Here is a 13,747-nt window from a genome sequence, read left to right on the forward strand (position 1 = left end):
GTCGGGCCGCGGTACCCGGGCGACAAACCGTAACGAGGGGATGGATATCCAAATGAAAGCCGATCAGGACCACGACAACGCCTCCGTGAGCGGTGATGGTGACGATCTCGAGCACGGTGTGGCGGAAGGCTGGGGAAAGCTCGCTGACGCGTTCCGCGCGAACTTCGAGGCCCCCGGCGAGGTCGGCGCGGCGTGCAGCGTCTACGTGGGCGGCCGCCCCGTCGCCAACCTGTGGGGCGGGCTCGCCGATCGCGAGGCGAACCGGCCGTGGCGCGACAACACCATCGTCCACGTCGCATCCACGACGAAGGGCGCTACCGCGATCTGTGCCCATCTGCTGGCACAGCGCGGTGAGCTGGATCTGGACGCCCCGGTGGTCCAGTACTGGCCGGAGTTCGGCGCCAACGGCAAGGAAGAGATCAAAGTGCGCTGGCTGCTGTCACACCAGGCCGGTCTCCCGCTCGTCGACGGACCACTGACGTTCGAGCAGGCGTGCGCGTGGCACCCGGTCATCCGTGCGATCGAGGCGCAGAAGCCGCTGTGGCGGCCGGGCACCGAGCACGTCTACCACGCCGTCACGTTCGGGTTCCTGGTCGGGGAGGTCGTGCGCCGGATCAGCGGCAAGTCCCTGGGCACGTTCTTCGCCGAGGAGGTGGCCGCCCCGCTCGGGCTGAGCGCCTGGATCGGGCTGCCCGAGGAACACGAGGAACGGGTGGCCCGGCTCCACTACGCCGCTCCGTTCAGCGTGGAGGAACTGCTCGCCGGGATGATCGCGACGACCGGGCTCGATGCGGAGAGGGTCACCGCGTGGGTCGAATCGATGTGGAGTCCGGGCTCGATCCAGATGCGGGCCGGCGAGCTCGGTGGCGCCTTGGACAACGCGTCCGGGGAGTATACGTTGACGCGTGCCTGGCGCGCGGCGGAGTTCCCGGCCGCCAACATGCTCGCGGACGCGCACTCGCTGGCGCGGATGTACGCCGCCACGGTCAGCGACGTCGACGGAGTGCGGCTGCTCGATCCGTCGACGGTCGAGAGGATGACAGTCGTCCAGACCGACAAGACACGGATGTACGGACTGCCGCCGGGCCTGGACATCCCGGCCGACCGCTCCTTCTACATGTCCCTGGGTTTCGGGCGGGCATGCCCTCCGGCGCCGATGATCGGGCCGGGGTCGTTCGGCCACCCGGGCTCCGGCGGATCGATCGCCCTCGGCGACCCCGAGGCCGGTGTCGGCTTCGGCTACGTCACGAACCTCTGGAACTTCCGGCCCGACGACCCGCGGGCGTCGAACCTGGCCAAGGCTGTCCGGTCCTGCCTCGGTTGAGACAGCCCGCGTGATCCGGTTCGCGTGCGACCGCGACGACACCCATGTGGCGCGGATCAGCCGCGGAGTTCGCCTTCGAGGAGGCCCATGATGATCATGTCGTGCCACTTGCCATCGTGGCGGAAGCACTCGCGGAGGCGGCCCTCCTCGACGAAGCCCACCTTCTCGTAAACACGGCGCGCCGCGGTGTTCTCTGCCGCGACGTCCAAAGTGATCCGGTGCAGGCGCATCTCGTGGAAGCCGTACCCGCACATCAGGCGCATCGCCTCAGTGGCGAAGCCACGTCCCCAGACATCCTTTTCGCCGAGCTGGATGTCCAGCTCGGCGTTTCCGGTCTCCGGCTTCGCATCCCTGAGCCGCACGAACCCGACGGCGCGCTGATCGTCGAGCGCCTCGATGATGAAGCGGCAATTCTCGTAGTTGTTGCGCGGCGCCGCTGCCAGCCGCTCCCGCGCCTGAACGAACGACTCGGGGTAACCGCCGCTCATCCAGCGCACCACCTCGGCGTCGTGACTCCAGCGCCATATGCTCTCGAAATCCGTGGGTTCGACGGCGCGGAGGCGGACAAGCTTTCCAGTCAGCATCGCCATGTTCTATCGCATACAACCTCGTCGCGAGCTAGCCAGGGCCGTTCAGGATGTCCCGCGATTCGGCCTCGGCCCAGCTGAAGATGCCGATCGACATGGTGCTGCGCTCCTGGGCGGTGCGGAGCGCGTAGACCTCGGCGCGGGCGGTGTGGACGGCCTTGTCCTGCGGGGCGGCATCGCCGGCGAGCTGGGCGAGGTGGCAGGCCAGCCGGTGCTCGCCGGCACGGGACAGCTCCAGTGCGCGGTCGGCGAGGACCTGGGCGCCGCCGGCGAGCGCGGCGAGTTCGGTGGCGAGGGCGGCGTCGGTGGCGGGCTTGAGGTGGGCGGGGTTGCCGTCGTACCAGCCGGCGAACTGGCGCCATACGTTGCGGACGATGAATTCCGGCTCGTCGTAGAGCGGCTGGAGGTAGTGCAGCGCGGCCAGATCGTCCGGCACCCGCACCCGGTGCAGGGTCTCGACCAGTGTCGCGCCGTCGTTGAGGCAGGCGAGCGTCTGGTCGACGAGGGTCTCCAGGTAGCGGGCGGTGTTCTCCAGGGCCTCACGTACGTGATCGGCGCCGACGACGGGGATGCCGTGGCTGCCGAGCATCAGCTCGGCGTCGAGCGAGGCCATCCAGCGGAGGGCGGCGGCCCAGTCGACGGGGTAGCGCTGCACCTTCTGCGGGTTGCCGGCGTTCGGGGCGACACCGAGGAACAGGTCGCCGGGGAAGAGGATCCGCTGCTGGGGGAGCCAGCCGACCACGTGGTCGTCTGTCTCGCCCCGGTGGTGGGTGAGTTCGAGGCGGAGGCCACCGGCCTCGACCACATGGGTGCCGGAGAAGGTGACGTCCGGCTCCCGGTATTCGGCCGGCCAGACGAGGTCCGGGATGCGGAACTGGCGCCGGTTGATGATCGTGTTGTAGCCCTGTGTGTCGGCGTAGCGCCGGAAGCGCGCGAGTACGTTGTCATGCGCGATCACCTGCGGGCGAGGCACGCCGCGGGCATCGGCGGCGGCGTCGAAGGGGCCGAGTCCGCCGACGTGGTCGACGTGACCATGGGAGTAGACGGCGTGGGTGACCGGCCCGGAGTCCCACGCGGTCACCCGCTCGTGCAGCTTGTCAGCGAGCAGCTTGACGCCGGTGTCGAAGAGGACGACTCCGTGCTCGTGCCGGAGGGCGAAAGCATGCCCGAAGCCGGGCACCATCAGCACCCCGTCGGCGACCTCCTCGGCGTCGGCCATGACGGGTTCCGCTATGGAGGTGGGCTCGCGCCGGTCGGCCCACATCTCATCGGCCAGCTTGAGAATCGAGGAGGTCATGACGGGTCCTTTCCACAGGGTGCCGGACGGCCTTCGGGCGTGACCGTCACCACATCATGATCCAGTGCGGCGCCGGTGGCGTACAGGTCCCGCCGCACGGCCCGGCGTACGACCACGACGGTGAAGCCGGCCATCGCCAGCAGCGACGGCTTGCTGAACAGCGCGCTGACCAGCGTGAGTCCGACGAGTGAGTTCGCCGCGTAGAGGTAGCCGAGCGGCACGAGGTGACTCACCCACAGCACGACCCAGCCCGCGGTCAGGCGGACGTGGCGGCGCCGGACGGCCGGGTCGCCGGCCGTCCGGGACGGCTCTATCCCGGCCTTGCGGCAAACCGCTTCGGTGAGCGGCCGCCCGATCAGCAGCGAGACGGCGCACGCCACCAGGCCGGCGACGTTGATGACGAGTTCGGGGAAGTAGAACGCGCGCCCTTCGCCGGAGGCGATGGCGCTCACGCTGTGCAGGGCCACGATCGAGGTCGACAGCATGACGACGGCCGGCGAGTCGCCGCGGTACCTGCGGATCGCGCCCACCGCCAGGGCCACCACCAGCGCGACGATCGCGCCCCACGCGGCGCCGTTGCCGGACTCGACCATCAGGAACGCCGCGGGTGCGGCGAGCGCGTCGACGATGTGGCGTACGACGTCGGCCGCGCGGCGTGGCGGTCCGGGGAACGGGTTGTGTGCCTTGTCTGTGCCGGTCTCGGTCATCGGCGCCTGCTCTCATGCCTGTAAGTGACACATGGATCAGTATTGGTTGACACATCAGAACTGATAACTTCATCATTTGTCAAAGGGTCGCGACGACAGGAGCCAGACAGATGACCACCACCGTGACGCTGACCGGCACCGGCGTGCCTTTCCCGAGCCCGGATCGCGCTGGACCCGGCGTGCTGGTGGGCCACAGCGAGGTCTACCTTCAAATCGACGCCGGGCGCTCCACCTTGATGCGGCTGGCCCAGGCGGGGATCGGCCCATACCAGCTGTCCGCCCTTCTGCTCACGCATCTGCACAGCGACCACGTCAGCGACGTCGCCGACCTGGTGCACACGCGGTGGGTGCAGGACCACATGCACGGCACCGGCCCCCTCCCCGTGGTGGCGGTCGACGGGCACGCTCCCGGGTTCGTACGGCGCGTGCTGGCGGCCAACGATTACGACGTCGACGTGCGCGTACAGCATGTGCAGGACGGCCCGCCCGAGGTGATCGGCCACTGGTTCGACCTGCCCGACGCCCCGGCCGAGGTCTGGCGCAGCCCCTGCGGCCGGGTCGGCGTCGAGGCCGTACGGGTGCGGCACGAGCCGGTCGAGCAGGCTGTCGCCTACCGGGTGACGACGCCGGACGGGGTGGTCGTCGTCTCCGGAGATACGCGGGTCTGCGACGAGGTGGAGGCGCTGTCGGCCGGCGCCGACGTCCTGGTCCATGAGGCGTGCCGCAGCTCGGCGTTGGCGGAGCTCGTGGCAGGGACCCGCTTCGAGACCATCTTCAGTTACCACGCCGACACCGTGGCGCTGGGCGCGATGGCCAAGCGCGTCGGCGTGCCGCACCTGGTGCTGACGCATCTGATCCCCGCTCCGACGTCGCAGGAGCAGGTGGCCGAGTTCGAGGACGAGGTGCGCCGAGGCGGGTTCGAAGGGCGGGTGTCGGTCGGGCACGACCTGCTGTCGGTCACTGTCGGCGACGCCCCCGGGGCGTCGCGACCGGTCCATTAGAAGGGAGTTTCGCCGATGATGGAGATCGAGATGCCGGTCGGCGCGGCCGAGCCGGCAGACGTCCACCACGGGCTGCACAGTGAGCTCGGTGCTCTGCGCGGGGAGCATCCGGGAAGGGCCCGCAACCCGGTGATCAAGGTGGTGGAGCTCGGCTGGCTGGAGTTCGTCAAGCCCGACCTCGACCGGGCCGAGCGCTTCGCCCGCGACTTCGGGTTCGTGGCGCACTCGCGTACGCCGGACCGGCTCAGCCTGCGCGGCACCTGGTCGGCGCTGCCCTGTCTGGTCATCCGCCGCGGCCGCCAGGCCCGCTTCGTCGGGCCGACGTTCGTCGCCGAGTCCGTCGCCGACGTGCGGCGGCTGGCCCGCCGGGCGGGCGCCAACGTACTCCCGGTCCAGGGTGGTCAGGGCGTCCAGCTGACCGACCCGAGCGGTTTCCCGGTACGGGTCGTCGCCGGCCTGGATCGGCCCGCGGCACTGGCCGAGCGCGAGCCGCTCGACCTCAACGTCGGCACGAAGCCGGTCCGGGTCAACACCGCCCAGCGGCCGCCGCGGGCCGCGGCACAGGTTCAGCGGCTCGGGCACGTCGTACTGGAGACGACGAAGTTCCGGCGCGCGCTGGAGTGGTATCTCGAGGTGCTCGGGCTGATCGTGAGCGACTTCCTGTTTCTCGACGAACTCCGCGATCGCGGGCCCACGATGGCCTTCCTGCGCTGCGACCTCGGGTCCGTGCCGGCCGACCACCACACGCTGGCCATGCACCTCGGGCCACGCGTCGGCTATGTGCACTCGGCCTACCAGGTGACCGACCTCGACGCGGTGGCCGCGGGCGGCGAGCACCTCGCCGCGCGGGGCTACCGCCGCGTCTGGGGCATCGGCCGGCACATCCAGGGCAGCCAGATCTTCGACTACTGGCGCGACCCCGACCGGATGATGGTCGAGCACTACGCCGACGGTGATCTCTTCGACAGCTCTCTGGACCCGGGCTGGGCGCCGATGAGCGCCAGCGGGCTCGCCCAGTGGGGCCCGCCCGTATCCCGCGACTTCCTGCGCGGCAAGCCCACTCCCGGCATGGTCGCCGCCCTTCTCAAGGCGCTACGCGACGAGGCCAACGAGATCGACAAAGACGTGCTGAAGGCACTGGCGAAAGCGATGGCGGCATGAGTATCAACGTGGCTCGCACCGAGAACGGCTGGTGGGTCGAGCACAGCGGCCGGCTGACCCGGATCCCGACCGACGCGACCACCACCCGCGAACTCCTGGCCGACCGCCCGGCGGTCGGCAAGGCCGCGAGCGCACCTGACCTCGAGGGCCCCCTGCTCGCGGACGCCGACCTGCTCTCCCCGGTCACCGCGCCGGCCCGGGTGGTCGCCCAGATGGTCAACTACCGCGGTCACGCACACGACTCCGGCTTCGACCCGGACGCCGTGCCGCCGGCCTTCTTCCGCAAGTCGTCCGGCTCGGTCTGCGGGCCCACCGACGACATCCGGTGCCCGGAGCACGTCCGGTTCCTCGACTACGAGGTCGAGCTGGGCCTGGTGATCGGGCGCCGGATCGACGTCGGCGAGGCGGTGGCCGAGGACGAGCTCGCCGACGTCGTCGCGGGCATCGTCGTCGCCGACGACATCAGCGCCCGCGACATCCAGCTGACCCGGACGCAGTTCTACGAGTCGAAGTCCTACCCGACCTTCACCCCGGTCGGCCCGTTCCTCACCCTCGTCGACGGCGAGGAGCTGGCCGGACTGGAGCGGCTGCGGCTGACGCTGAGCGTCAACGGAGAGGTCCGCCAGGACAGCACCGTCGCCGACATGATCGTCAAGCCCGCCCGCGCGCTCACCCTGCTCGCCCGCTTCCAGGCCCTCGACCCCGGCGACCTGCTGCTCACCGGCACGCCGGGCGGCACCGCCCTCAAGTCCCCGGGACCTGTCGCCGAGAAGATCGGCGCGCTGCTGCCCGCCGCGGTGAAGTGGAGGGTGTTCTTCAAGCGGCAGGCCGGCAATCCGGACTACCTGAAGGACGGCGACGTGGTCGCCGCGACCATCACCGACCCCGTACGCGGTATCGACCTCGGCCAGCAGTCCAACGTCGTGCGCGGACCGGCGCGAAGGACCGCCCTGTGACGCCGGGTTCGGCGGCCGGTCCGCCCCCGCTGTCCCCGCTGTCCCCGCTGTCCCCGCTTCCCTCACTGCCCCCGCTGACCTCGGTGGCCGACCTCCACAAGATCGAGCGGGTCCCGCTCGCCGACCGCGACCTCGCGCTCACGACTTACGACCTGCTCGTACGGGCCGCGCGGCGCTGGCCCGACGCGCCGCACTCGGTGTGGATTCCCGACGCGAGCGTGATCGAGGACCACGTGCCGGTGAGCTTCGGCGGACTGCTCGATCGCGTGCACGCGGTCGCCCACGCGCTGCACGGGCTGGGGATCGGGCGCGACGACGCGGTCACGCTGATGGCCCCCAACTGCGGCGACCTCCTCGCGGCCACACTCGCGGCCGAGGCCGTCGGGATCGCGGCCCCGGTCAACGCCGCGCTCGACGTGCGCCACGTCGCGCACATCGTGCGCCTGACCGGCTCCCGGGTCCTGGTCGCCGCCGGTCCCGAGCTGGACGAGGCGCTGTGGAAGCGCCTCCTGGACAGCGCCGCCGACTTCGGCATCGAGGTCCTCGTCGCGCTGTCGCCCGACTGCCCCGGCCGAGTCACGGAGTCGGGCCGCGCCGGCCGAGTCGCGGAGTCGGACCGCGCCGACCGAGTCGCGGGGCCCGACGACGCCGGCCGAGCCTCGGTGCCCGTGCTGGAGGCCCGTCCGGGGCTGCGCACCGTACGCCTCGACGACCTGGTGGCCGACGGACCGGCCGCGCCCGCCGGACTGCCCGCCGCGCCGCCGGCGCCCGACGATCTCGCGGCGTTCTTCCACACCGGAGGCACGACCGGCAGCCCCAAGGTGGCCGCACACACCCACCGCAACCAGGCGGTGATGGCGTGGAGCCTCGCGGTCGCCGGCGGCTCCGGCGAGGGGCAGGGCATCGTCGCCGGCCTGCCGTTGTTCCACGTCAACGCGCTGCTGGTGACCGCCCTCGCACCGCTGGTGTCCGGAGCGCGGTCGATCTGGCCGGGCCCGCTGGGCTATCGCGACCCGAAGCTGTACGCCGGGTTCTGGCGACTGGTCGAGCACTACCGGCCCCGCGCCATGTCGGCGGTGCCGACCGTCTACGCCTACCTGTCCGCCATACCGGTCGACGCCGACATCAGCTCGCTCGAACTCCCGGTCGTCGGCGCCGCGCCGCTGCCGGACAGCGTGCGGCGGATGTTCACCGAAACGACGGGGCTGCGGCTGCTTGAGGGCTACGGCCTCACCGAGGCCACCTGCGCGTCGTCGGCGACCCTGCCGGGCGACGTGCGCCCCGGCTCGGTCGGGCAGCGGCTGCCGTACCAGACGGTGGTCGCCGCGAAGGTCGATGAGGCGAGCGGGACGGTGCGGCCGTTGCCCGCGGGCGAGACGGGCGAGCTGATGATCGGCGGGCCGACCGTGTTCGCGGGGTATGCGCGGCGCGACGGTGACCGCAGGTGGGTGTCCGCCGACGGCGTCGTCGATGGCCGGCTGCGTACAGGGGACCTCGGCTTCGTACGCGACGAGCGGATCCATCTCCGCGGCCGGCAGAAGGATTTGATCATCCGCGGCGGCCACAACATCGACCCTGCCGTCATCGAGGACGCCCTGCTCGGTCACCCCGCCGTGGCCGCCGTCGGTGCCGTCGGCCGGCCCGACCGCACCTCCGGCGAGGTCCCGGTGGCCTTTGTCGCGCTCTCCACCCCTGGGATCACGGTGGCGGAACTGACGGCCTGGGCCGCCGAGCACATCAGCGAGCCGGCCGCGCGCCCGAAGTCGATCATTGTGCTCGACGCGATCCCGGTCACCGAGATCGGCAAGCCGTTCAAGCCCGCGCTGCGCGAGGCGGCGGCCGCCCGGCACTTCCGTGCCGAGCTCGCCGAGCACGGCATCGATGGCGTCGAGGTCGGCGTCCGCCACGAGGCCGGGCGGCTGGTCGTGCGGCTGACGGGCCGCGCCGAGGCCGACGCGGCCGCCGTGCTGCGCGGCTACGACGTCGGGATACGCATGGACACCGAGGAGACGGAACAGTGATCACGAAGGGCCCATGGGACGTGATCGTGATCGGCGGCGGTCCCACGGGCCTGACAGCCGCGACCCTGCTCGGCCAGTACGGGTGCCGGGTCGCGGTCGTCGAGCGTCACCATGACATCTATCCGCTCCCGCGGGCCGTCCACGTCGACGACGAGGTGTACCGGATACTCCACCAGGTCGGCATCGGCGAGGAGTTCGCCGCGCACACCCGTCCCGCGGCCGGGCTGCGGCTCGTCGACGGGCGCCACCGTGAGCTGGCCACCTTCTCCCGCGAGCGGAGGACGGCCGCCGGGCTTCCTCAGGCGAACATGTTCGACCAGCCGGTCCTGGAGCGCCTGCTGCGCGACAACCTCAAGCGCCTGCCGGAGGTGACCGTCCTCGGCGGCCACGAGCTGCTCCGCTTCGACACCGGCACCGACGGGATAACCGCACACGTGGGCGAGCCGGACGGCGCGACGGCCGAGCTGCGGGCCCCGTACCTCATCGGCTGCGACGGCGCCAACAGCACCGTCCGCGCACAACTCGCCATCGACAGCGACGATCTGGGCTTCGAGCAGCGCTGGCTGGTCGTCGATGTCCGCTGCGAGCCGGCTCTGGATGCCTGGGACGGCGTGCACCAGGTGTGCGACCGGCACCGGGCGGGCACGTACATGCGCATCGGTCCGGACCGCTACCGCTGGGAGTTCCAGCTGCTGGACGGCGAGAGCGCCGACGACTACGACGGCATCCCGGCGCTTCGCTCGCTCATCGACCCGTGGGTCCGCGGCATCCCGGACGACCGCTTGGAGCTGGTGAAGTGCCGGGAATACCTCTTCCGCGCCCGCGTCGCCCGCCGCTGGCGCGCGGGCCCGGTCTTCATCGCCGGCGACGCCGCCCACGTCACACCGCCGTTCATCGGCCAGGGCCTGTGCGCCGGGCTCCGCGACGCGCACAACCTCGCCTGGAAGCTGGCCGCGCGGCTGCGCGGGCGCGCGGCGCCGGGGCTCCTCGACTCCTACGAGGCCGAACGCCGGCCGCACGCCACGGCGATGATCAAACAGGCCAAGACCGTCGGCCGGCTGATGACCGGTGGCGGCCGTACCGCTGAGCTGGTGCGCGGACGTCTCCTGCTCGCCCTCGCCCACTCCCGGACAGCCCGGCGGGTCGTACTGGACACCGGCAGCCCGCCGCTCACACCCGGCCCCCGAGTCCAGCGGCGCACCCCCCGCAGCGTACGAGGCGCGCTCCTCCCGCTCGTACGCCTGCCGGGCCCGGACGGCGAATCCGTACTGGTCGACCGGGTGCTCGGCGACCGCACAGCGGTCGTCGCGCTCCCCGGCACCGACCTCGCAGCCGTCCCCGACGCCCTGCCATCGGCCTGGCTGACCGTCGATCCGGAGGGCGGCGAAGGCGAACGGTTCCTCGCCCGCTGGCTGCGGAACGCCGGCGTCGCCTGGGTCAGCGTCGACCCCGACCGCGTGATCAAGGCCGCGGGACCGTCCGGGGTGCTGCGGTGAGTAACGGGCTCGCCCCGGCTACGATTTCGACCATGCCGGAACAGCAGTCGTCGCGTGGAGAGAGGCGCAAGCTGCGCACCCGAAGGGCGCTGATCGAGGCCGCGCAGGAGATCTACGCCGAGCGCGGTGACTTCGAGGTCAGCATCCAGCAGATCACAGATGCCGCAGACGTCGGCTTCGGTACGTTCTACAACCACTTCTCGTCCAAGGCCGAACTCCTCGACGCGGCGATCGCCGAGGCGCTCGAGACCCACGCCGCCTGGCTGGAGAGGCTGCTCGCCGGCGTCGACGACCCCGCCGAGGTCTTCGCGACGTCGATGCGGCTCACCGGCCGGCTCGTCCGCACCCGCCCCAGGCTGGCGCAGGTGATGATGAACAGCAGGGGTGCGCTGCTGGAAGCGCCGTACGGCCATGCTCCGCATGCCCGGCACGACATCGAGGCGGCCATCTCCGCCGGCCGCTTCGTCATCGACGACGTCGGGGTCGCGCTCGCCTGCACCGCGGGCTGCCTGATCGCCACGATGCACCTCTGCGCCACCGACCCGAAGGCCTCGGTCGACGACGTCGCCGACCAGACCGTGCTCAACGTCCTGCGGATGTTCGGCATGGCCGAAACGGAGGCACGCCGCATCGTGACGCTGCCGCTCCCGGCCGACGAGCCTCCGCCCGCGTCGATCTGAGAGTCATGATCACGTGGCTGGAAAAGGATTGGACGGGATGCTGCTCGGGCTTGTAGCTTGCAGTCGACCGTGACACCGCCCCAGGAGGTGAGACCCATGAACGCTGTATCGATGTGGGTGCTCTCCCTTCCGGTCACGGCCGGCGATTGACGTAGGTGTCGCCGGGAGCGCCTCGCCACCAAGGCACTCCCGAAAGGCAACACCTATGCACTCCCCGCAGTTCCCCGCCGAGCCGTCGTCGAACGACACGGTCGAGCGCGACGTCCCCGGACTCCGGTCGCCGGCCTCCAATGGCGCGCCCCTGTTCGACGTGATCATCGCCGGGTGCGGCCCGACCGGCGCGATGCTGGCCGCCGAACTTCGGCTGCACGATGTGCGCGTACTCGTTCTGGAGAAGGAAACCGAGCCCAAGTCGTTCGTCCGCATAGTCGGTCTGCATATTCGCAGTCTCGAGCTGATGGCGATGCGCGGGCTGCTGGATCGCATGCTCGAACACGGAAGACAGCGTCCGGCCGCCGGATTCTTCGCCGCCATCCCCAAACCCGCGCCCAAGGGCCTGGATTCCGCGCACGCCTACCTGCTGGGCATCCCGCAGCCGGTCATCGAACGCCTGCTGGAAGAACACGCGATCGACCTGGGTGCGCAGGTCCGGCGCGGTCGCGCGGTGGTCGATCTCGAGCAGGACGACGAGGGGGTGACCGTCGAGCTGGCCGACGGCGAATGCCTGCGTTCGCGCTATCTCATCGGCTGTGACGGCGGGCGCAGTACGGTGCGCAAACTGCTCGGCGTCGGCTTCCCCGGCGAGCCCTCACGGACCGAGACGCTGATGGGCGAGATGGAAGTGGGCGTGCCACAGGAGGAGGTCACCGCCAAGGTGGCCCAACTCCACGACACCCATAAGCCATTCTGGCTCAGGCCCTTCGGCCGAGGCGTCTACAGCGTCGTCGTCCCCGCCGCGGGAGTCAGCGACCGCGCGGAACCGCCCACCCTCGACGATTTCCGGCAACAGCTGCGCGCCATCGCCGGAACCGATTTCGGCGTGCACTCCCCGCGCTGGTTGTCCCGCTTCGGAGATGCCACCCGGCTGGCCGAACGCTATCGGGTCGGGCGGGTGCTCCTGGCCGGCGACGCGGCACACATCCATCCACCCATCGGCGGACAAGGCCTCAACCTGGGCGTCCAGGACGCGGTCAACCTCGGCTGGAAACTGGCCGCCCAGATCCGCGGCTGGGCACCGGAAACACTGCTGGACACCTACCAGGCCGAACGTCATCCGGTGGCCGAGGCCGTACTGGACAACACCCGCGCCCAGATGGAACTGCAGTCCACCGAACCGGGCCCGCAGGCCGTGCGCAGGCTGCTCACCGAACTCATGGACTTCGACGAGGTGAACCGCCGTCTGATCGAGAAGATCACCGCGATCGGCATCCGCTACGACTTCGGTGCGGGCCCCGACCTGCTCGGCCGCCGCCTGCGCGACATCGACGTGAAACAGGGCCACCTGTACGGTCTGCTGCACCGCGGCCGCGGCCTGCTGCTGGACCGTACCGAACGCCTGACCGTCGGCGGCTGGTCGGACCGGGTCGACCACCTCGCGGATCCCACCGCGGCACTGGACGTCCCGTGCGTCCTGCTACGCCCCGACGGCCATGTCGCCTGGATCGGCGACGATCAGCAGGACCTGGACGACCACCTCTCCCGCTGGTTCGGCAAGCCCGCCAACTGATCCCTCCTGGTGTGGGCTCCGGGTCCAGGCGTTCATCGGCGGGACCAGCTCTTTGGCGTTTTTCGGAATCCGTAGTCGCCGGATAAGCAGACATTCTGTAGGCATTTTGTAGACGCCGAATATACGGGCCTGTCACCATTCATGTGGCCCCTGAGGTGGTAAAACGGCACAGTTGCGGCGAGTGTGGATTTTTACGCAGAACGGCGGCAGGAAACCGCCTACGTTCATGTCCGTCCGGAACGACTACTGGGCATCACGACTAATCAGGAGGACGGAATGCGAAAGATTCGCAGCATTCTCGCCGGGGGCGCCGTCGTCGGCTCCCTGGCAGCGGGTCTGGCCCTCGCGCCGGCCGCGAACGCCGCGACGACCGGGGCGGCGGCCACGGCGACCGCGACGGCTGCCAGTTCGAACGGCTTCCGGTGGTACTCGGGCTTCGGCCGGGGCGAGGACCGGGGCGACCGCAGCTACATCAAGGGGGAATGGCACCGCGATCGGTCCGGTGACGTCGTCTTCGTCTTCGCCATTGTGATCGTGGACGGGGACGACGACTACAACTGGGTCCGCTTCAAGTGGCAGGACGACGACGGCGACGTGCACTATCGCTGGGTCAAGGCCTTCGAGGGGCGCCGCTACTCCTACCGGTTCGACCGGGACGACTACCGCGATCTCCGCGTCGGGCTCTACGGGAGCGAGGGCCGAGGCGGCGACTTCGGAGGCTGGCACAAGTTCTAGCCACCGCTGAACCCGAGGCCGTCCGTCTCCCTTGCCGGGGAACGGACGGCCTTTCC

12 protein-coding genes are annotated in these 13,747 nt (G+C 70.6%); 9 read left to right on the forward strand and 3 right to left on the reverse strand.

What is annotated here, in order from left to right:
• Positions 1–52: 52 nt before the first annotated feature.
• Complete coding sequence (locus ACQP2T_RS30075; protein ID WP_433519413.1) at positions 53–1,324, forward strand: serine hydrolase domain-containing protein; 1,272 nt, start codon at positions 53–55, stop codon at positions 1,322–1,324.
• Between the two features lie 56 nt (positions 1,325–1,380).
• Here ACQP2T_RS30075 and ACQP2T_RS30080 read toward each other — a convergent pair whose 3' ends face one another.
• Genes ACQP2T_RS30080 through ACQP2T_RS30090 form a run of 3 tightly spaced genes read right to left on the reverse strand, consistent with a single transcriptional unit; the run spans position 1,381 to position 3,915 of the window.
• Positions 1,381–1,914 carry a GNAT family N-acetyltransferase gene (locus ACQP2T_RS30080; protein ID WP_433519414.1) on the reverse strand — a complete coding sequence of 178 codons (534 nt, stop codon included), beginning with the start codon at positions 1,912–1,914 and terminating at the stop codon, positions 1,381–1,383.
• Between the two features lie 28 nt (positions 1,915–1,942).
• A complete protein-coding gene (locus tag ACQP2T_RS30085) occupies positions 1,943–3,208 on the reverse strand; it encodes an alkyl sulfatase dimerization domain-containing protein (protein ID WP_433519415.1) in 1,266 nt (421 codons plus the stop codon).
• On the reverse strand, positions 3,205–3,915 hold the full coding sequence (locus ACQP2T_RS30090) for a DUF3159 domain-containing protein (RefSeq protein ID WP_433519416.1): 711 nt from the start codon (positions 3,913–3,915) through the stop codon (positions 3,205–3,207). The genes ACQP2T_RS30085 and ACQP2T_RS30090 overlap by 4 nt, the downstream gene beginning before the upstream one ends.
• A 110-nt stretch (positions 3,916–4,025) precedes the next feature.
• Here ACQP2T_RS30090 and ACQP2T_RS30095 point away from each other — a divergent pair, with 110 nt between their 5' ends.
• The 8 genes from ACQP2T_RS30095 to ACQP2T_RS30130 all read left to right on the forward strand — a co-directional run bounded on the left by ACQP2T_RS30095 (position 4,026) and on the right by ACQP2T_RS30130 (position 13,691).
• Positions 4,026–4,916, forward strand: a complete 891-nt coding sequence (locus tag ACQP2T_RS30095) for an MBL fold metallo-hydrolase (protein WP_433519417.1) — start codon at positions 4,026–4,028, stop codon at positions 4,914–4,916.
• A 15-nt stretch (positions 4,917–4,931) separates the two neighbouring features.
• On the forward strand, positions 4,932–6,077 hold the full coding sequence (locus ACQP2T_RS30100; RefSeq protein WP_433519418.1) for a VOC family protein: 1,146 nt from the start codon (positions 4,932–4,934) through the stop codon (positions 6,075–6,077).
• Entirely contained in the window at positions 6,074–7,033 is a 960-nt protein-coding gene (locus ACQP2T_RS30105) for a fumarylacetoacetate hydrolase family protein (RefSeq protein WP_433519419.1), read from the forward strand. The genes ACQP2T_RS30100 and ACQP2T_RS30105 overlap by 4 nt, the downstream gene beginning before the upstream one ends.
• A complete protein-coding gene (locus ACQP2T_RS30110) occupies positions 7,030–9,054 on the forward strand; it encodes an AMP-binding protein (protein ID WP_433519420.1) in 2,025 nt (674 codons plus the stop codon). The genes ACQP2T_RS30105 and ACQP2T_RS30110 overlap by 4 nt, the downstream gene beginning before the upstream one ends.
• Positions 9,051–10,550: a bifunctional 3-(3-hydroxy-phenyl)propionate/3-hydroxycinnamic acid hydroxylase gene (locus tag ACQP2T_RS30115; RefSeq protein ID WP_433519421.1), complete on the forward strand. Its 1,500-nt coding sequence runs from the start codon at positions 9,051–9,053 to the stop codon at positions 10,548–10,550. Before ACQP2T_RS30110 ends, ACQP2T_RS30115 begins: the two co-directional genes overlap by 4 nt.
• Positions 10,551–10,582: 32 nt before the next feature.
• Entirely contained in the window at positions 10,583–11,230 is a 648-nt protein-coding gene (locus ACQP2T_RS30120) for a TetR/AcrR family transcriptional regulator (protein ID WP_433519422.1), read from the forward strand.
• A 301-nt stretch (positions 11,231–11,531) separates the two neighbouring features.
• Positions 11,532–12,956 (forward strand): rifampin monooxygenase, encoded by a 1,425-nt coding sequence (gene rox / locus ACQP2T_RS30125; RefSeq protein ID WP_433519849.1) that lies wholly within the window; start codon positions 11,532–11,534, stop codon positions 12,954–12,956.
• Between the two features lie 276 nt (positions 12,957–13,232).
• Positions 13,233–13,691: a hypothetical protein gene (locus ACQP2T_RS30130; protein WP_433519423.1), complete on the forward strand. Its 459-nt coding sequence runs from the start codon at positions 13,233–13,235 to the stop codon at positions 13,689–13,691.
• The last annotated feature ends 56 nt before the right edge of the window (positions 13,692–13,747 follow it).

The sequence above is a fragment of the Nonomuraea sp. CA-143628 genome (genome assembly GCF_050942315.1).
Lineage (GTDB): Bacteria > Actinomycetota > Actinomycetes > Streptosporangiales > Streptosporangiaceae > Nonomuraea.